The following is an 18459-nucleotide window of genomic DNA, read 5'->3' on the forward strand; positions in this document are numbered from 1 at the left end:
TTCAGGCCAGATGATGCCCGCGCATCGACGACAGCAGCGTTTCTTTTGACGTTGCCAGATGCGCACGCAACCGCGCTTTGGCCGCACTTGCATCGCGGACCTGCAAGGCGGCGATGATGGTCAGATGCTCGCGGATCGCAGCCTCGTTGCGATAACGCTCCATGGTCTTGTCCCACTGATAATGATAATGGAAAATCAATGAGATAACCTTCTGGAATTCGGCAACAAAACGGTTGCTGACCACCGAATTGATCAGCGCATGAAACCGCCCGTCCAGCCGGGAAAAATCGTGGAAATCGTGATCGATCCGGTCCAGCAGGTCCAGATGCTCGTCGCGGATCACGGTCAGCGCTGCCCAAGCCGGGTGATCTTCGGGTAGCGCGGTAAACACCCGCACTGCGTTCAGCTCCAGCACCTGCCGGAATTCTGACAACTCCACCGCGTAATCGGCGGTAAAGCCGAGTAGCCGCCAGCCGCCACGCGGGCGTCGCTCGATCAGCCCCGATTGCCCGAGGCTGGCCAGAAATTCCTGCAACGCATGGGGAGGCACCATGAATTGCCGGGCCAGCTGGGTGATGTTCAGGGCTGTTCCGGCGGGCACGTCAAAGCGCAACACCCAGTCCAGAAACCGCGCCTCCAGCTCGTCGCGCCGGATATATTCCTCGCGCAGCGGCAGCCGGTCCCTGACCTTTGGCACCCGCACCAGCTGCTTGTCGCGCCCGGTTCCCTGCAAGATGCCATCCGCGCCCAGCTTTTGCACCACGGCGCGGATCACTGTCCGCGACACCCCCAGCTTTGCGGCCAGCTGCACCTCGGATGGCAATCCCGCCCCGACAGGAATGCCGGACAGAATATCCAGCAGCGCATTATGCGACTGGCGAAAGCGGGTGTCGGTGCGTGCCATTGGCTCATTCTCCCTCGGCCCCTGTTTCTATGCATTAAAAAATTAAAAACAGTTGGCAAGCCGGAATCGTCACGTCATGGTGTCTTTTATGATAAAAATCACCGGTTGAGTCGGTGGCCTTGGGAGGGGTTCTTGATCATGGATGGTCCGGTCGCTCTGACCAGGTTTTGCGCTGCTTGTGCCGCCCCTTGCCGCACGGTTAGCGGATGTGTCAGGCGGACAGGTTTGAGCGGCCTTGGCACCGTAGGGCTGGCATGACCCAACTTGTGCGCATGACCGGTATCGACAAGCATTTTCCCGGTGTCCACGCTTTGCGTTCGGCGCAGTTTGACCTGATGCCGGGCGAAGTGCATGCGCTGATGGGCGAGAATGGAGCGGGAAAATCCACGCTGATGAAGGTGCTGTCGGGCATTTATCAGCCCGATGGTGGCACGGTCGAAGTCTCGGGGCAGGCTGTCAGCATCCATGGCCCGCGCGCGGCGCAGGCACTGGGGATCGGCATCATCCATCAGGAACTGGCCCTGATGAACGACCTGAGCGTGGCGCAGAACATCTTTATCGGCCGCGAACCGCGCCGCAGTTTTGGCCGTCTGGATGAGGCGCAACTGAACGCCGATGCGCAGGCGATCTTTGCCCAGATGAAGGTGCACATCGACCCGCGCGCCGAGGTGCGCAGCCTGTCGGTCGCGCGGCAGCAGATGGTGGAAATCGCCAAGGCGCTGTCGTTCCGCTCGCGCATCCTGATCATGGACGAACCCACCGCCGCGCTGAACGAGGCCGAGACCAACGAGCTGTTCGCCATCATCCGGGGGTTGCGGGCCGAAGGCGTGGGCGTGGTCTATATCAGCCACAAGATGGATGAGATCCGCCGCATTTCCGACCGCGTGACCATCATGCGCGACGGGGCCTATGTCGGCACCGTCAACGCCGCCGACACGCCGATTGAAACCATCATCAGCATGATGGTTGGGCGTGCGCTGGAAAACGTGCATGTCGATATTCCCGACCTGTCGTCAGCGCCGGTGGCGCTGGAAGTGCGCGGTCTGAACCGGGGGCGGGTCATCCGCGATGTGGGCTTCAGCGTGCGGCAGGGCGAAATCCTTGGCTTTGCCGGGCTGATGGGGGCAGGGCGCACCGAAGTTGCGCGGGCGATTTTTGGTGCCGATCCGCGCGACAGCGGTGAGATCATCGTGCATGGCAAGACCGAGACGATCCGCAGCCCGAAAGACGCCGTTGACGCAGGCATCGGCTATCTGTCCGAGGACCGCAAACACTTTGGCCTCGCCCTTGGTCTGGATGTGCGCGCCAATGTCGGCATGACCAGCCTCGCCCGGTTTTCCAACGCCATAGGCGTGCTGAACGAGGCGGCGCTGGAAAAGACCGCGCGTGACTACATCGCGCAACTGGCGATCCGCACCCCGTCAGACCGGCAAGAGGTGCGCTTGCTGTCGGGCGGCAACCAGCAAAAGATCGTCATCGCCAAATGGCTGTTGCGCAACTGCGACATCCTGATCTTTGATGAGCCGACGCGCGGCATCGACGTGGGCGCCAAGGCGGAAATCTATCGCTTGATGCAGGCGCTGGCTGCGGATGGCAAAGCCATCATCGTCATCAGTTCCGAACTGCCCGAGGTGCTGCGCCTGTCACACCGCATTGCCGTGATGTGCGAAGGCCGGTTGACCGGCATCCTGCCCGGTGGTCCGGGCACCAGTCAGGAAGAAATCATGCGCCTTGCCACCCTGAAGCACAGATCACCCGAGGAGGCTCTTGCATGACGACCCTGCCCGCCGCCACTCCGGCCCGCAAACCCGCCTCTGGCGCGCAGCAAAAGCTGCTGGCCTTTGCCAGCCTGATCGCGCTTCTGGTGTTCTTTTCGGTGGCCTCACCAAATTTTCTGCAAACCTCTAATATCCTTGCCATCCTGCAGGCCACGTCGGTCAATGGCGTTCTGGCCATCGCGGCCACGCTGGTCATCATCACTGGCGGCATTGATCTGTCGGTTGGCACGCTGATGACATTCTGCGCCGTCATGGCAGGGGTGATCCTGACCAATGCCGGTATGCCGCTGCCCCTTGGCATCGTCGGGGCCATCGCGGTAGGCGCCATCTGCGGCACCATTTCCGGCACACTGGTCGCCAAGATGAAGATCCCGCCGTTCATCGCCACGCTGGGCATGATGCTGATCCTCAAGGGGCTGTCGCTGGTCATTTCCGGCACCAAGCCGATTTATTTCAACGACACCCCCGGATTTTCCCAGATATCGACCGGCTCGCTGATCGGAAAAATCGTCCCTACGGTGCCGGTGCCCAATGGCGTGCTGATCCTGTTCGTGCTGGCGCTGGTGATCGGCTATGTGCTGAACCGCACCGTGCTCGGGCGCTATTGCTTTGCCCTTGGCTCGAACGAAGAGGCGGTGCGTCTGTCGGGCGTCAACACAGATGCGTGGAAAATCGCGATCTATGCTCTGGCTGGCAGCATTTGTGGCATTGCGGGCCTGATCATCGCCTCGCGCCTCAATTCCGCCCAGCCCGCACTTGGCCTTGGGTATGAGCTGGACGCCATCGCCGCTGTCGTGATCGGCGGCACCTCGCTGGCGGGCGGGCGCGGCTCGATCCTTGGCACCATGATCGGCGCGCTGATCATGGCGGTCCTGCTGAACGGGCTGCGCGTCATGTCGGTGGCACAGGAATGGCAGACCGTCGTGACCGGCGGCATCATCATCGCCGCCGTCTATGCCGACATGCTGCGCCGCCGTCGCGCGGCCAGCTGACACATACCAGAGGGCGACGAACGCCCCGCAGTCATCAACATCGACACCATGGGAGGATACCCGATGTTCACCAGACGCACCCTGCTTGCCTGCGCATCTGCCACCGCGCTGATGCTGTCTGCCAGCCTCGCCTCGGCGCAGGACAAGATCTACATTCCGCTGATTTCCAAAGGCTTTCAGCATCAGTTCTGGCAAGCCGTGAAGGCAGGCGCCGACAAGGCCGCCGCAGAATTCGGTGTCGAAGTCACCTTCGAGGGGCCCGATACCGAGGCTCAGGTCGACAAGCAGATGGATATGCTCTCTGCCGCTCTGGCCAAAAAGCCTGCGGCTCTTGGTTTTGCCGCCCTCGACAGTCAGGCCGCCACCCCACTGCTGCGTCAGGCCCAAGAGGCAGGCATCCCGGTCATCGCCTTTGACTCCGGCGTCGACAGCGACATTCCGGCAACCACCGTCACCACCAACAACCTTGCCGCCGCCGCAATGGCCGCCGACAAGATGGCGGAACTGATCGGCGGTGCGGGCAAGGTGGCGCTGGTGGTCCACGACCAGACCTCGCGCACCGGGATCGACCGCCGCGATGGTTTTGTGAACCGTGTGGCCGAGGCCTATCCGGATATCGAAATCGTCGATATCCAGTATGGTGCTGGCGATCAGCTGATGTCGACCGAGATCACCAAGGCGATGCTGACCGCGCATCCCGATATGAAGGGCATCTTTGGCGCAAACGAAGGCTCGGCTCTGGGCGTGATCAACGCTGTGCGTGAAACCAATACCCAAGGGCTGATCGTGATCGGCTACGACTCGGGCGCGGCACAGAAGGCCGCCGTGCGCGATGGTCTGATGGCCGGGGCCATCACCCAAAGCCCGGTCGGTATGGGCTATGAAACGGTCAAGGCCGCGATTGCCGCGACCAAGGGCGAAACCTTGCCAAAGACCATCGACTCGGGCTTTGCATGGTATGACGCGAGCAATATGGACGCGCCGGAAATCGCCGCCGTCCTGTACGACTGATCCCTGACCACAGGGAAAGACCGGGTGGCTCCGCCGTGCGCGGGGCCACCCAATTCTGTAAGGAAGAGAATATGGATCTGGGGCTGAAAGACAAAATCGTGGTCGTGACCGGGGGCGGCTCTGGCATTGGGGCCGCGATCAGCATGACGCTGGCCGAAGAGGGCGCGATCCCGGTGATCTATGCCCGCCGCGCGCCGGATGATGGCTTTCTGGCCGCCCTTGTGGCGAAATCGCCCCGTGCAGGCTGGATCAAGGCCGATCTGTCGCTGGATGAGGACTGTCGCCGCGCGGTGGCAGAAACTCATGAGCGCTGGGGTCAGGTTTACGGTCTGGTCAACAATGCCGGGGCCAATGATGGCGTGGGCCTGGATGCCGGGCCAGAGGCGTTTCGCGCGTCGCTGAACCAGAACCTGATCCACTATTATACGCTTGTACATCTGCTGATGGCGGACCTGAAAGCCTGCAAAGGCGCAATTGTAAACATCAGCTCCAAAACTGCTGTCACCGGGCAGGGCGGCACCTCTGCCTATGTCGCGGCCAAGGCGGCACAACTGGGGCTGACCCGCGAATGGGCCGCCGCCCTTGCCGGTGATGGCGTGCGCGTCAACGCCGTGATCCCGGCCGAAGTGATGACCCCGCTCTATCGCCGCTGGCTCGACACGATGGACGACCCCGATGCGCAGCTGGCCGAAATCACCGCCCGCATTCCGCTGGGCCAACGCATGACGTTGGATACAGAAATGGCCGCAACCACCGTTTTCGCCTTGTCTGAAAGGGCAGGTCATACAACCGGACAGTGGCTGTTTGTCGATGGGGGCTATACCCACCTTGACCGCGCGCTCTCTACCCTTGCTCCAACGACCTGAGGTCCCATGCCGATCAGCATCCGTCTGAACTCCGATGACAATGTCGATATTGCCCTGACCGATCTGGCTCCGGGGGCCGAGGCGCTTGGGGTGATGATCACCACCCCGGTTGCGCGCGGTCATAAGCTGGCGAACCGGGCGATTGCCATTGGCGAAAATATCCGCCGCTATGGCCAGATCATCGGGGCCGCCACGCAGGATATTCCCGCAGGCGCGCATGTGCATGTCCACAACATCGCCATGTCCGACCACGCGCAGGATTACGCCTTTGCCGCCGAGGCAAAGCCGCTGCCCCCGGCCAACGAAAACCGCACCTTCATGGGCTTCCGCCGCCCTGATGGCAAAGCGGGCACCCGCAACTACCTTGGCGTGCTGACCTCGGTGAACTGCTCGGGCTCGGTCGCCCGCTTCATCGCCGAAGAGGCCGAGAAATCCGACTGGTTCAAGGCGCTGCACAATGTCGATGGCATCGTGCCGATTGCCCATGCCTCCGGCTGTGGCATGTCCGGGTCGGACGAGGGCTACGCCACCCTGATGCGCACGCTGCAGGGCTATGCGCAGAACCCGAACTTTGGCGGCATCCTGCTGGTCGGTCTGGGCTGTGAAGTTCTCCAGATCCCGGATCTGGTGGGCCGGGGCCGCATGCGGGCCGACAACAACTTTCGCCACATGACCATTCAACAAATGGGCGGCACCCGCAAAACCGTTGAGCGCGGGGTCGAGGCTTTGCGTGAGATGGCGGATATTGCGAACGCCTATACCCGCGAGCCGATCCCGGTCTCCGAATTGGTGATCGGCATGCAATGCGGTGGCTCGGATGGCTATTCCGGCATCACCGCCAACCCGGCTTTGGGTGTGGCATCGGACCTGCTGGTGCAGCATGGCGGCACCACGGTTCTGTCGGAAACCTCGGAAATCTACGGGGCCGAACACCTGCTGACCCGCCGCGCCGTCAGTGTCGAGGTCGGCGAGAAACTGATCGACCGCATCCGCTGGTGGGAAGATTACACCGCCCGCAACAAGGGCGAGATGAACAACAACCCCAGCCCCGGCAATAAACGCGGCGGGCTGACCACCATTCTGGAAAAATCCCTCGGCGCTGTTGCCAAGGGTGGAACCGCCCCGATGGAAGATGTGTATCTGTTCGCCGAACCGATCACCAAAAAGGGCTTCGTCTTCATGGACAGCCCCGGCTACGACCCCTGTTCCGTCACCGGCCAGATCGCATCCGGGGCCAACCTGATCGTGTTCACCACCGGGCGCGGCTCTGTTTCGGGCTACAAGCCGGTGCCCTGCATCAAGGTCGCGACCAACTCCGAGATGTTCCGGCACATGGAAGAAGACATGGACCTGAACACCGGCGACATCATCGACGGCGGGGTGTCCCTGACCGACAAGGGACGCGAGATGTTCGAGCTGTTCATCAAGGTCGCCAGCGGCGAGGTCACAAAATCCGAAGCCCTGGGCTTTGGCGGCGCGGAATTCGTGCCTTGGCAGATCGGCGCAGTGATGTAACACCGTTGCCGACAGACAGCGCAACGCAAAGACATGACCGGTAGAAGACAGGAAGTTTCATGGGACGGCTGAACGGAAAAACCGCACTGGTCACGGCAGCGGGGCAGGGCATTGGCCGCGCCTCGGCGCTTGCCATGGCGCGCGAAGGCGCCAAGGTCATCGCGACCGATATCAACGCGGCGGCTTTGGCGGATCTTGCCGCGCCGGGCGTGGAAACCCGCCTGCTCGACGTGCGTGATCCCGCCGCCATCACCGCGATGGCCGCTGACATTGGCCGGGTCGATGTGCTGTTCAACTGCGCCGGCTTTGTCGCCAACGGCACCATTCTGGAGTGCGACGACGATCAATGGGCGTTTTCCTTTGATCTGAACGTGACCGCCGCCTACCGCATGTGCCGGGCCTTTCTGCCCGCGATGATCGAGGGCGGCGGCGGGTCGATCATCAACATGGCCTCGGTCGCGTCATCCATCATCGCGGTGCCCAACCGCTTTGTCTATTCCAGCACAAAGGCCGCCGTGATCGGCATGACCAAAAGCATCGCCGCTGATTTCATCACCAAGGGCATCCGCTGCAATGCGGTCTGCCCGGGCACGGTCGATACCCCATCGCTGCAAGAGCGCATGGCTGCGACCGGCGACTATGAGACCGGGCGCAAAGCCTTTCTGGCCCGTCAACCTACGGGCAAGCTCGCGCAGGCCGAAGATATCGCCGCCCTTGTTCTCTTCCTCGCCTCCGACGAATCCGCTTTCGTCACCGGCACGGCCAATGTCATCGACGGCGGCTGGTCGAATACCTGAAAGGATCTGATATGAAACTTCTCCGTCATGGCGCACCCGGCGCTGAACGTCCCGGTCTGCTGCATTCGGATGGCACCATCCGCGACCTGACCGGCATCGTGCCCGATATTGCGGGCGCCGTGCTGTCTGATGCCGGCCTGTCCGCCCTGCGCGGCATCGACGTGGGCAGCTTGCCGGTCGTCTCTGCCGATACCCGCCTTGGCCCCTGCGTTGCAGGCACTGGCAAGTTCATCTGCATCGGTCTGAATTACGCCGACCACGCCGCCGAATCCGGCATGCCGGTCCCGCCAGAGCCGGTGATCTTCATGAAGGCCACCAGCGCCATCGTCGGCCCGCATGATCCGATCATCATCCCCCGCACCTCCGAGAAAACCGACTGGGAGGTGGAACTGGCCGTCATCATCGGCACCAAGGCCAAACACGTCTCCGAAGCCGATGCGCTGAACCACGTTGCGGGCTATGCCGTGACCAATGATGTCAGCGAACGCGCGTTTCAGACCGAACGTGCGGGCCAATGGACCAAGGGCAAAAGCTGCGACAACTTTGGCCAGCTTGGCCCCTGGCTGGTGACGCGCGACGAGGTGGCCGATCCGCAGAACCTGTCAATGTGGCTCACCGTCAATGGCCAGACCGTGCAGGATGGCTCGACGAAAACCATGGTTTACGGCGTCGCTCATGTGGTCAGCTACCTGTCGCAGTTCATGACCCTGCATCCCGGCGACGTGATTTCGACCGGCACCCCGCCCGGCGTCGGTATGGGCCAGAAACCGCCGCGCTATCTCAAAGCGGGTGATGTGGTCGAACTGGGGATCGAAGGTCTGGGCCAGCAGCGCCAGGATGTCATCGCCGACGCCTGAACCGGGAGATCTTGGATGGACCTGATCGACACCCACCAGCACCTGATCCTGCGGGATCAGCTGGGCTATGGCTGGACACATGCCCTTCCCGCGCTGGCCAATCGCGATTTCAGCCCGGCCGATTATGCCGCGCTGACGGCTGGCAAGGGGGTCATCGGCAGTCTGTTCATGGAAACCGGCGTCGATGACGCGGATTACAAGACCGAGGCCCGCATCATTGCGGGCCTTGTCGGTCCTGCTCCGGCGGGTGCGGGCGGGGTGCTGGGGCAGATCGCCTCGTGCCGCCCCGAAGACGATGCCGGCTTTGATGCCTGGCTCGACGAATGCGAAACGCTCCATGTCAAAGGCTTTCGCCGCATCCTGCATGTGGTGGAGGATGGGCTGTCACAATCCACGATCTTCCGCGCCAACCTGCGCAAAATCGGGCAGCGGGGTCTGACGTTTGATCTGTGTGTTCTCGCGCGCCAGCATGATCTGGCCGAAGACCTTATCAAAACTCATGACGACCAGATCTTTGTCCTCGACCATTGCGGCAATCCCGACATTGCCGCCGGGGCGTTTGCCCCATGGGCCGCGAGCCTGCGCCGTCTGGCGGATTTCCCCAATCTCTACGCCAAACTGTCCGGCATCACCGCCAATTGCGCGCCCGGCACGGTCAGCGCAGCGCTGTTGCGCCCCTATGTGGCACATATGATTGACTGCTTCGGGCCAGACCGCATTCTCTGGGGGGGCGACTGGCCGGTGGTGAATATCCACAGCACGCTGCCCGATTGGATCGACCTTACCCGCGATTTGCTCGGCGACCTGTCGCCGGATGAACAGCACGCCATCGGTATGGAAACCGCGCGACAGGTCTACCGGCTGTAGGCCCCCCGCGCCTCAGCCCTGCGCGCTGCGCAGATGCCCGGCAATCGCCGCGATGATCGCCTCCAGCGGTTGATCAATCTGCACCGCAAAGGCTTCGTCCGGTCCCGGCACCTCCAGCGCGGCAAACTGGCTGTCCAGCAGCGACAGTGGCATGTAATGCCCGCTGCGTTGCGCCATCCGCCCGGCAATCAGATCGCGTGATCCGTCAAGGTAGACAAAGCGGACCTCGCCGCCTGCGCCTGCCCGGATACGGTCGCGATACACCCGTTTCAGCGCCGAACACCCGATCAGAACCGGCGCCTGATCCGCCAACGCCCGCGCCACAAGGTCCAGCCACGGCCAGCGGTCGGCATCGGTCAGGGGCGTGCCAGCCCGCATTTTCTCGACATTCGTCGCCGGGTGCAGATCGTCACCGTCGAGATAGGGAATGCCCAAGCCCGCCGACACTCCTTCGCCGACCGAGGATTTGCCGCAGCCCGCGACGCCCATGATGATGACACGCAGGCTCATAGCGATGCCGTGATCCCGCCATCGACATAGAGGATATGCCCGTTGACGAAACTGGCGGCATCCGACGCCAGAAAGATGCATGCCCCCTGCAATTCTTCGACCCGGCCCCAGCGCCCGGCCGGGGTGCGCTTTTCCAGCCAGTCGGTAAAGGCAGGATCGGCCATCAGCGCGGCATTGAGCGGCGTTTCGAAATAGCCCGGTGCAATGGCATTGCAGTTCAGCCCGTGGCGCGCCCAATCCGTCGCCATGCCCTTGGTCAGATTGCCGACCGCACCTTTGGTTGCGGTATAGGGCGCGATGGAGGGACGGGCGAGGGCAGTCTGAACGCTGGCGATGTTGATGATCCGACCCCGCCCGCGCGCGATCATGTGGCGCGCAACAGCCTGTCCGACATGAAACACCGACGCGATATTGGTCTGCAACAGCCGCTCGAACGCCTCGGCGGGGAACTCTTCCAGCGGGGCGCGGTGCTGCATCCCGGCATTGTTCACCAGAATGTCGATGGCGCCGTGGCTGGCTTCGAACCCATCCACCGCCGCGCGCACCCCGTCATGATCGGTCGCATCAAACGCCAGCATCTGCGCGCCCGGTATCTGCGCCGCAGCCGCAGCCAGCCGGTCCGCATCCCGCCCGTTCAGCACCACCCGCGCCCCAGCGGCAGCAAGCCCCTGTGCCAGAGCAAAGCCAATGCCCTGCGATGATCCGGTAATCAACGCGCGCCGACCACTCAGGTCAAAAAGCTGCAATCCCATGTCCGCCCCCCTGCAAGGCTCTGTTCAAAGACCCTCGACCATCGCTTTGTGTTTCGTTTATGTTAACGCTAACGCGCCCGTGTCAAGGACCGGAACCGCCCTGGCCGGCACTTCAGCCCGGCGCAATTGCGGTTGATATTTCCCGGTGGAAGATCAACCGGCCCTTTAATTCCACGCGTTGCGTGGACTATACCCCTGTTACCGAACTGCAAAGGACTCCCCTCATCATGACCGCAACTCATACCGGCCTGATCGGCCTTGGCACGATGGGTGCCGCGCTGGCACTGAACATCGCAGAAAAGGGTTTCCCGATTGCGGTATGGAACCGGACAGCCTCGGTCACGCAGCAGTTTCAGGCCGATGCGGGCGATCTTGCCGCGCGCATCACGCCGACCGACACTCTGGCCGGTCTGGTGCAGGCCATTACCCCGCCGCGTGCCATCATCCTGATGGTGCCCGCAGGGCAGGCGGTGGATGACCAACTGGCCGCGCTTGCGCCGCTGCTGGGGCCGGAGGATCTGGTGATCGACGCCGGAAACGCCAACTTTCGTGACACCAACCGCCGCGATACGGCGGGCCTGACGTTCCGCTTCATGGGCATCGGCGTGTCGGGCGGCGAAGAGGGCGCGCGCCATGGCCCCGCCATCATGGCCGGTGGCCCGGATGCGGCCTGGGCGCAGATGAAACCGCTGCTGCAAGCCATCGCCGCGCGGGCCGAAGACGACACACCCTGCGCCGACCATATGGGGCCATCGGGGGCGGGGCATTTCGTCAAGGCGGTGCACAATGGCATCGAATATGCCGATATGCAGATGATTTCCGAAGTTTACGGTGTGATGCGCGATGGCATGGGCCTGTCCGCCGCCGAGATTGCTCCGGTATTCGACCGCTGGAACAAGGGGCCGCTGCAATCTTACCTGATCGAGATTTCGGCTCAGGTCGCCGCCGCGACAGACCCGATTGCTGGCGGCCCGATGCTGGACATGATCGTTGATGCCGCAGGCCAAAAAGGCACCGGGCGCTGGACAGCGGTAGAGGCGCAGCATCTGGCGGCCCCGGTCCCGGTGATCGAGGCTGCGGTGATGGCGCGCAACGTTTCGGCTCGCCGCGCCGAGCGCGCCGCAGGTCAGGCCCGGTTTGGCGGGACAGAGGCAAAGATCACGCTGCCGCTTGAGGATCTTGAACAGGCGATGATCGCGGGCAAGATCCTGTGCTATGCGCAGGGCTTTGCGATGATGACCGCCGCCGCGCGTGATTTTGACTGGGCGCTCGACATGCCCGCGATTGCGCGGGTCTGGCGCGCGGGCTGCATCATCCGCTCGTCGATGCTGAATGACATGGCGCAGGCTCTGGCCGAAGACCCCGCGCGCAACCTGATCCTTGCGCCGTTCTTTGCCGACCGGCTGGATGCGGGTCTGCCCGCCCTGCGCCGGGTGGTGGCCGAAGGCGCGTTGCAAGGTCTGCCGCTTCCGGCGTTGTCGGCGGGTCTGGCGTGGTTTGATCTGATGCGCCAGGCGCGCGGCACGGCCAACATGATTCAGGGCCAGCGCGACTTCTTTGGCGCGCATGGCTTTGACCGGCTGGATGGCACACAGGCGCCTCACGGACCCTGGGGCAATCCGGCCTGAAAGGATCGGATATTGATCCGCACAGCACTGGCCAAAGCCCGCTCTGGCCGGTCGCCCTGACTTGACCAAAAGGATTTGTCTCATGAAACCCGACCTTCTGGTGATGGCCCCGCCGCTTCCTGCTTTCCTGGATGATCTGGCCAGCCGCTACACCTTGCACCGCCATGACCTCGCCGATATTGCTGCACAGGCGGCGCTGCTGGCCGATCTTGGGCCGCGCATTCAGGCGGTGATCACCAATGGCCATACGCCGCTAACGGCGCAGATGATCGCGCAGATGCCTGCGTTGCAGATCGTCTCCTGTGGATCGGCGGGCTATGACACCCTTGACGTCGCCGCGCTGACCGCGCGTGGCATTCCCCTGACCAACACATCGGACGCGCTGTCCGATGATGTGGCCGACACCGCGATGATGCTGACACTGGCCGCGCAACGCGGGCTGGTGGCGGCGCATGCGCATGTCACCTCGGGCGACTGGGGCCGCGACGGACCGTTTCCGCTGCAATCCTCGCTGCGCGGCAAACGGCTGGGTATCGTCGGCATGGGCAAGATCGGTCAGGCCATCCTGCCAAGGGCCGAGGCGTCGGGGCTGCAAGTCGCCTATTTCAGCCGCACCGAAAAGCCAGAGGTGGACTGCCCGTTTCAGCCCGACCTGACCGCGCTGGCGACATGGGCCGATATCCTCATCGTCATTGTGGCGGGGGGCACGGGCACGATGAACCTGATCGACGCCGCCGTTCTGCGCGCGCTTGGCCCGCAGGGCACGCTGGTCAATGTCAGCCGGGGTTCGGTGGTGGACGAACCCGCGCTGATCGCCGCGCTGCGCGCGGGCGATCTGGGTCATGCCGCGCTGGATGTGTTCTGGAACGAACCCAACCCCGACCCCGCATTGACCGCGCTGCCCAATGTCACGCTCTACCCGCACCACGCCAGCGGCACGCGGGAAACACGCGCGGCGATGTCCCAGCTGGCCGTCGCCAATCTGGACGCGCATTTCAACGGTCAGCCGCTGTTGTCGCGGGTGAACTGAGCCGCGCTACAGCGGCACTTGACCCACGATCTGGTCAATCAGCCGGTTCAGGGCAGGCGTCCGCGCCTGCCCCTGCCGGGTCATCAGCCCATAAGACCCGACGTCGATCTGCAGCGGCGAGTCCAGCGTGGCATACCCGCCTTCTGGCCCGGCAAAAATATCGGTCACCGCGCGGGCCAGCGGGGCGATGGCATTGGTCTGCCGCACCATGGTCAGCGTCAGCAAAAACGACGCCGTGGTCAGGCTTTGCCGGGGCGGGGGCATCCCGTGATCGCGGAACGCTCGCGCCATTGCCATGCCAAGCGGTGAGGTATCGGCGGGCATCACCCAGTCAAACCGCATCAGCTCTGGCAGCACCAGATCGCGCTTGCCCGCCAGCGGATGATTCTGCCGCACCAGCAGCGCCACCGGCTCGGTATCCAGCGGCAGGGTCACAAACTCCTCATGGTCGCGCGGCTCGGATGGCCGCCCCAGCACCAGATCCAGCCGCCCCGCCCGCAACTCCTGACACAGCAGCGCCGAGGGGGCGACGGTCACATCGGCGGTGATATTCGGGTGGGTCAGGCGCAGCGTGCGCAACGCGGGCAACATCAACCCCAGCGCGGGCGCGGTCACCGACCCCAGCCGCAGATGGCCCGAGTCGCCCGAGACGAGGCCCGAAACCTCCACCGTCGCCTCTTGCAGTTCGGTCAGAATGCGCCGCGCCCGTCTGGCCAAGGCGTCGCCAACCACGGTCAGGGCGATTCCCCGCCCGCTGCGTTCGTGAATAGGCTGGCCCAGAATATCCTCGATCTCGACAATCAGCCGCGAGGCTGTGGGTTGCGACACCCCGATCAGATCCGCCGCCGCCGTGATCCGCCGCGTCTCGGCCAGATGCGCCAGCAGCCGCAGATGGGTCATTTTCAGGTGGTGCAGGGGCAGCGCCATGGCGATCCATTCATATCAATGATGCAGTATATTCTTCATACAATCTCATTTGACGATGATGTATCGCGGCGTCAATGTCCCGCCTGATCGCGGTCCGGTGCGCAAACTGCACCGGAACGGACAAACCGCCGCGACAGTGCCGTGTTTCATGGCAAATGGGAGGAGAAAGACATGCAATTCACAAAACGCGCTGTGCTCAAGCTGGCGGTCGCCGCCACGCTTCTGGGCAGCCCCGTCTTTGCCCAGGACAAGGGCACCGTCGGCATTTCGATGCCAACCAAATCTTCGGCCCGCTGGATCTCGGATGGCGAGTCGATGGTGAAACAGTTCACCGAAGCCGGCTACGGCACCGATCTGCAATATGCCGAAGATGACATTCCGAACCAGCTGAACCAGATCGAGAACATGATCACCAAAGGGGTCAAGGTTCTGGTGATCGCCGCCATCGACGGCACCACCCTGTCGAACGCGCTGGAAAACGCCGCGGCGTCGGGCATCAAGGTCATCGCTTATGACCGTCTGATCCGCGAAAGCGGCGATGTCAGCTATTACGCCACTTTCGACAACTTCAAGGTCGGCGTGCAGCAGGCCACCAGCCTTGTTGCCGGCCTGAACGAACGCTTCCCCGATGTGAAACCGCATAACGTCGAGCTGTTCGGCGGCTCGCCCGACGACAACAACGCATTCTTCTTCTACAACGGTGCGATGTCGGTCCTGCAACCGCTGATCGATTCCGGCGATATCGCTGTGCCATCGGGTCAGATGGGCATGGATGTGGTCGGCACCCTGCGTTGGGATGGCGCTGTGGCGCAGTCGCGCATGGATAACCTGCTGTCCGCCAACTACGGCGACAAGGTTCTGCACGGCGCGCTGTCGCCCTATGACGGGCTGTCGATCGGCATTCTGTCGTCGCTCAAGGGCGTGGGCTATGGCTCGGGTGATCTGGCGATGCCGATTGTGACCGGCCAGGATGCCGAAGTGCCGTCGGTCAAGTCGATGATCGCAGGCGAGCAGTATTCCACCGTGTTCAAGGACACCCGTGAACTGGCCCGCGTGACCGTGGGCATGGTCGAGGCGCTGCTGACCGGATCAGAGCCGGAAATCAACGACACCGAAACCTATGACAACGGTGTCAAAGTCGTGCCGTCCTATCTGCTGGAGCCGGTTTCGGTCGATGCGTCGAACTACGAAGAGATCCTCGTGGGTTCGGGCTATTACACCGCTGACCAGCTGAAGTAATCGGCAAAGACCTCCGGGCCTGTCTGCCACCGGCGGGCAGGCCCGGTTCCTCGGGGAGGGGATGATGACAACGCTTCTGGAAATGCGCGGGATCAGCAAGCTGTTCCCCGGTGTGCGCGCGCTTGATCAGGTGAACCTGTCGGTAGAGGCGGGCGAGATCCACGCGATCTGCGGCGAAAACGGTGCCGGAAAATCCACACTGATGAAGGTGCTGTCGGGTGTCTACCCGCATGGCAGCTATGAGGGCGACATCGTTTATGACGGCGAGACGCTGGCGCTGAAATCCATCGCCGACTCTGAATCGCGTGGCATCATCATCATCCATCAGGAACTGGCACTGGTGCCGCTGCTGTCGATTGCCGAAAACCTGTTTCTGGGCAATGAGGTGGCAAAGGCGGGCGTGATCAACTGGCCGCTGGCGTTTCAGAAAACCGCCGGGCTGTTGCAAAAGGTCGGCTTGAACGAGGCCCCCAGCACCATCGTCGGCAAGCTGGGTGTCGGCAAACAACAGCTGATCGAGATTGCCAAGGCCCTGGCCAAGGATGTGCGGCTGCTGATCCTCGACGAACCCACCGCCGCCTTGCAGGAAAACGACAGCCAGAAACTGCTCGACCTGATGCTGGAGCTGAAGGCGCAGGGCGTGACGCAGATCATCATCAGCCACAAGCTGAACGAAATCGGCCGTGTCGCCGACCGCACCACCATCATCCGCGACGGCACCACGGTGTCGACACTGAACCGCAAAGAGATCACCGAAGACCGCATCATCCGCGACATGGTGGGCCGCGACATGGCGCACCGCTACCCCGACCGCACCCCGAACCCGGGCGAGATGCTGCTGGAGGTCAAGGACTGGAACGTCTTTCACCCCGACCAGAAAGACCGCCAGATGATCCGCAACGCGGCCTTTTCCGTACGCAAGGGCGAGATTGTCGGCATCGCGGGGCTTATGGGGGCCGGGCGCACCGAACTGGCGATGAGCCTGTTTGGCCGCAGCTACGGCCGCAACATCACCGGCAGCGTCACCATGGGCGGCAAGCCGGTGGATACCTCGACCGTGACCAAAGCCGTCGACGCGGGGCTGGCTTACGTGACAGAAGACCGCAAGGCGCTTGGCCTGATCCTCGAAGAGCCGATCCTGCGCAACATCAGCCTTGCCAACCTTGCCGGCATCGCCCTGCGCGGCGTGCTGAACCCACGGCGTGAGGCGCAGGTGGCCGAAGACTACCGCCGCGCCATGAACATCCGCACCCCGAACGTGCAGCAAAAGGTGATGAACCTGTCGGGCGGCAACCAGCAAAAGGTGGTGCTGTCGAAATGGCTGTTCACCGATCCGCAGGTGCTGATCCTCGATGAACCCACACGCGGCATCGACGTCGGCGCGAAATTTGAAATTTACAACATCATGAACCAGCTGGCCGCCGATGGCCGGGGGATCGTGATGATCAGCTCGGAAATGCCCGAGCTGCTGGGCATGTGCGACCGCATCTATGTGATGAACGAGGGCCGGATTGTGGGGGAACTCTCCCGTGCCGAGGCCAGCCAGGAACGCATCATGGCCATGATCCTGAATTCTGTTGGGAAGGCGGCTTAAATGTCGGAAAAATCTTATCTGGGCAGTCACCTGCGCGAGTACGGCATGATCATGGCGCTGGTCGCCATCGTGTTTTTCTTTACCGTGATCGTGCGCGCCTCTATCGACGTCGACTTTCTGTCGGCGCAGAACATCACCAACCTGTTCCTGCAGAACTCTTACGTCATCATCATGGCGCTGGGGATGCTGCTGGTCATCGTGGCCGGGCATATCGATCTGTCTGTCGGCTCGGTGGTCGGCTTTACCGGCGCTGTGGCGGCTGTGTTGACGGTCAATCAGGGCTGGCCGGTCTGGGCGGTGATCCCGGCCTGTCTGGTGGTCGGCGGGCTGATAGGCGCGGCGCAGGGCTATTGGGTTGCCTATTGGAAAATCCCGTCGTTCATCGTCACACTGGCGGGGATGCTGGTGTTTCGCGGCTCGACGCTCTGGCTGCTCAACGGCCAGAACATCGGCCCGTTCCCCCGCTCGTTCCAGTCGCTTTCCACCGGCTTTATTCCCGACATCTTTGGTGATGCCGATCAGGCGCTGTTCGGAATGGAGCGGCTGAACGGCACCGCGCTTTTGATCGTGGTTGTGGCGGCCTGCATCGTGGTCTTCCTTGGTCTGCGCAAACGGGCGCAGGATGCCAGCTTTGGCCTGACGCCCGAACCGGCCCCGGTGTTCTGGATCCGCAACGCCATTGTCTGTGGCGCGCTGATCTTTGTCGGCTACAAGCTGGCGATCTTTCGCGGCCTGCCCAATGTGGTGATGGTGCTGGCGGTTCTGACGGTGATCTACGCCTTCTTTACCGAACAGACCACCAGTGGCCGCCGCATCTACGCACTTGGCGGCAACGAGAAAGCGGCCAAACTGTCGGGGATCAAGACCGAACGGCTGGTGTTCTTCTGCTTTGTGAACATGGGGGTGCTGGCGGCACTGGCCGGCATGATCGTCGCTGCCCGGCTCAACTCTTCGACCCCAAAGGCCGGGGGCGGGTTCGAGCTTGACGTGATCGCCGCCGTCTTTATCGGCGGGGCCTCGATGACCGGCGGCTCGGGCAAGATCATCGGCGTAGTGGTCGGCGCGCTGATCATGGGGGTGATGAACAACGGCATGTCGATCCTGGGCATCGGCATCGACTATCAGCAGGTGATCAAGGGCCTTGTGCTTCTGGCCGCTGTCATCTTCGACGTTTACAACAAAAACAAATGAG

17 protein-coding genes are annotated in these 18459 nt (G+C 62.8%); 13 read left to right on the forward strand and 4 right to left on the reverse strand.

The genetic code is table 11. The features are described from left to right. Position 1: 1 nt before the first annotated feature. Positions 2–904 carry a GntR family transcriptional regulator gene (locus tag D1012_RS00455; RefSeq protein WP_118149385.1) on the reverse strand — a complete coding sequence of 301 codons (903 nt, stop codon included), beginning with the start codon at positions 902–904 and terminating at the stop codon, positions 2–4. 254 nt (positions 905–1158) lie between these two features. On the opposite strand from D1012_RS00455, the gene D1012_RS00460 reads away from it, so the two are divergent. The 8 genes from D1012_RS00460 (at position 1159) to D1012_RS00495 (ending at position 9587) form a co-directional block, all read left to right on the forward strand. Further along, complete coding sequence (locus tag D1012_RS00460) at positions 1159–2679, forward strand: sugar ABC transporter ATP-binding protein (protein ID WP_118149386.1); 1521 nt, start codon at positions 1159–1161, stop codon at positions 2677–2679. Further along, positions 2676–3674 (forward strand): ABC transporter permease, encoded by a 999-nt coding sequence (locus D1012_RS00465; protein ID WP_118149387.1) that lies wholly within the window; start codon positions 2676–2678, stop codon positions 3672–3674. The genes D1012_RS00460 and D1012_RS00465 overlap by 4 nt, the downstream gene beginning before the upstream one ends. Before the next feature lie 63 nt (positions 3675–3737). Further along, on the forward strand, positions 3738–4685 hold the full coding sequence (locus D1012_RS00470; RefSeq protein WP_118149388.1) for an ABC transporter substrate-binding protein: 948 nt from the start codon (positions 3738–3740) through the stop codon (positions 4683–4685). Positions 4686–4756: 71 nt separating this feature from the next. Continuing rightward, complete coding sequence (locus D1012_RS00475) at positions 4757–5551, forward strand: L-fucose dehydrogenase (RefSeq protein WP_118149389.1); 795 nt, start codon at positions 4757–4759, stop codon at positions 5549–5551. A gap of 6 nt (positions 5552–5557) precedes the next feature. After that, positions 5558–7066: a UxaA family hydrolase gene (locus tag D1012_RS00480; protein ID WP_118149390.1), complete on the forward strand. Its 1509-nt coding sequence runs from the start codon at positions 5558–5560 to the stop codon at positions 7064–7066. 59 nt (positions 7067–7125) lie between these two features. Continuing rightward, positions 7126–7863, forward strand: a complete 738-nt coding sequence (locus tag D1012_RS00485) for an SDR family oxidoreductase (protein WP_118149391.1) — start codon at positions 7126–7128, stop codon at positions 7861–7863. A gap of 11 nt (positions 7864–7874) precedes the next feature. Continuing rightward, positions 7875–8720, forward strand: a complete 846-nt coding sequence (locus tag D1012_RS00490; protein ID WP_118149392.1) for a fumarylacetoacetate hydrolase family protein — start codon at positions 7875–7877, stop codon at positions 8718–8720. Positions 8721–8735: 15 nt separating this feature from the next. Then, complete coding sequence (locus tag D1012_RS00495) at positions 8736–9587, forward strand: amidohydrolase family protein (RefSeq protein WP_118149393.1); 852 nt, start codon at positions 8736–8738, stop codon at positions 9585–9587. A gap of 12 nt (positions 9588–9599) precedes the next feature. Here D1012_RS00495 and D1012_RS00500 read toward each other — a convergent pair whose 3' ends face one another. Both D1012_RS00500 and D1012_RS00505 read right to left on the reverse strand, forming a co-directional pair. Next, on the reverse strand, positions 9600–10097 hold the full coding sequence (locus D1012_RS00500) for a gluconokinase (RefSeq protein ID WP_118149394.1): 498 nt from the start codon (positions 10095–10097) through the stop codon (positions 9600–9602). After that, positions 10094–10849, reverse strand: a complete 756-nt coding sequence (locus D1012_RS00505) for an SDR family oxidoreductase (RefSeq protein WP_118149395.1) — start codon at positions 10847–10849, stop codon at positions 10094–10096. Before D1012_RS00505 ends, D1012_RS00500 begins: the two co-directional genes overlap by 4 nt. A 227-nt stretch (positions 10850–11076) precedes the next feature. Between D1012_RS00505 and gnd the strand changes: the two genes are divergently transcribed. Together gnd and D1012_RS00515 are read left to right on the forward strand one after the other, a co-directional pair. Beyond that, positions 11077–12477 (forward strand): NADP-dependent phosphogluconate dehydrogenase, encoded by a 1401-nt coding sequence (gene gnd / locus D1012_RS00510; RefSeq protein WP_118149396.1) that lies wholly within the window; start codon positions 11077–11079, stop codon positions 12475–12477. An 82-nt stretch (positions 12478–12559) separates the two neighbouring features. Then, positions 12560–13507, forward strand: coding sequence for a 2-hydroxyacid dehydrogenase (locus D1012_RS00515; RefSeq protein ID WP_118149397.1), 948 nt, complete (start codon positions 12560–12562; stop codon positions 13505–13507). 6 nt (positions 13508–13513) lie between these two features. Here D1012_RS00515 and D1012_RS00520 read toward each other — a convergent pair whose 3' ends face one another. After that, positions 13514–14434 carry a LysR family transcriptional regulator gene (locus tag D1012_RS00520; RefSeq protein WP_118149398.1) on the reverse strand — a complete coding sequence of 307 codons (921 nt, stop codon included), beginning with the start codon at positions 14432–14434 and terminating at the stop codon, positions 13514–13516. A 171-nt stretch (positions 14435–14605) separates the two neighbouring features. Between D1012_RS00520 and chvE the strand changes: the two genes are divergently transcribed. From chvE to mmsB, 3 genes are all read left to right on the forward strand, one after another. Next, the gene (gene chvE / locus D1012_RS00525) at positions 14606–15673 is read left to right on the forward strand and encodes a multiple monosaccharide ABC transporter substrate-binding protein (protein WP_118149399.1); all 1068 of its coding nucleotides are present in this window, start codon (positions 14606–14608) and stop codon (positions 15671–15673) included. A gap of 64 nt (positions 15674–15737) precedes the next feature. Continuing rightward, complete coding sequence (gene mmsA, locus D1012_RS00530) at positions 15738–17267, forward strand: multiple monosaccharide ABC transporter ATP-binding protein (protein WP_118149990.1); 1530 nt, start codon at positions 15738–15740, stop codon at positions 17265–17267. Beyond that, a complete protein-coding gene (mmsB, locus tag D1012_RS00535) occupies positions 17268–18458 on the forward strand; it encodes a multiple monosaccharide ABC transporter permease (RefSeq protein ID WP_118149400.1) in 1191 nt (396 codons plus the stop codon). Position 18459: the final 1 nt, after the last annotated feature.

Source organism: Pseudotabrizicola alkalilacus, from assembly GCF_003443995.1.
In the GTDB taxonomy this organism is placed as follows: Bacteria; Pseudomonadota; Alphaproteobacteria; order Rhodobacterales; family Rhodobacteraceae; genus Pseudotabrizicola; species Pseudotabrizicola alkalilacus.

Bases quoted from the DNA above. Each gene is read 5' to 3' on its own strand.
- D1012_RS00455 (WP_118149385.1), bottom strand. From the start codon at position 904: ATGGCACGCACCGACACCCGCTTTCGCCAGTCGCATAATGCGCTGCTG.
- D1012_RS00495 (WP_118149393.1), top strand. From the start codon at position 8,736: ATGGACCTGATCGACACCCACCAGCACCTGATCCTGCGGGATCAGCTG.
- mmsB (WP_118149400.1), top strand. From the start codon at position 17,268: ATGTCGGAAAAATCTTATCTGGGCAGTCACCTGCGCGAGTACGGCATG.
- D1012_RS00480 (WP_118149390.1), top strand. From the start codon at position 5,558: ATGCCGATCAGCATCCGTCTGAACTCCGATGACAATGTCGATATTGCC.
- D1012_RS00490 (WP_118149392.1), top strand. From the start codon at position 7,875: ATGAAACTTCTCCGTCATGGCGCACCCGGCGCTGAACGTCCCGGTCTG.
- gnd (WP_118149396.1), top strand. From the start codon at position 11,077: ATGACCGCAACTCATACCGGCCTGATCGGCCTTGGCACGATGGGTGCC.
- mmsA (WP_118149990.1), top strand. From the start codon at position 15,738: ATGACAACGCTTCTGGAAATGCGCGGGATCAGCAAGCTGTTCCCCGGT.
- D1012_RS00465 (WP_118149387.1), top strand. From the start codon at position 2,676: ATGACGACCCTGCCCGCCGCCACTCCGGCCCGCAAACCCGCCTCTGGC.
- chvE (WP_118149399.1), top strand. From the start codon at position 14,606: ATGCAATTCACAAAACGCGCTGTGCTCAAGCTGGCGGTCGCCGCCACG.
- D1012_RS00475 (WP_118149389.1), top strand. From the start codon at position 4,757: ATGGATCTGGGGCTGAAAGACAAAATCGTGGTCGTGACCGGGGGCGGC.
- D1012_RS00500 (WP_118149394.1), bottom strand. From the start codon at position 10,097: ATGAGCCTGCGTGTCATCATCATGGGCGTCGCGGGCTGCGGCAAATCC.
- D1012_RS00470 (WP_118149388.1), top strand. From the start codon at position 3,738: ATGTTCACCAGACGCACCCTGCTTGCCTGCGCATCTGCCACCGCGCTG.
- D1012_RS00520 (WP_118149398.1), bottom strand. From the start codon at position 14,434: ATGGCGCTGCCCCTGCACCACCTGAAAATGACCCATCTGCGGCTGCTG.
- D1012_RS00485 (WP_118149391.1), top strand. From the start codon at position 7,126: ATGGGACGGCTGAACGGAAAAACCGCACTGGTCACGGCAGCGGGGCAG.
- D1012_RS00505 (WP_118149395.1), bottom strand. From the start codon at position 10,849: ATGGGATTGCAGCTTTTTGACCTGAGTGGTCGGCGCGCGTTGATTACC.
- D1012_RS00515 (WP_118149397.1), top strand. From the start codon at position 12,560: ATGAAACCCGACCTTCTGGTGATGGCCCCGCCGCTTCCTGCTTTCCTG.
- D1012_RS00460 (WP_118149386.1), top strand. From the start codon at position 1,159: ATGACCCAACTTGTGCGCATGACCGGTATCGACAAGCATTTTCCCGGT.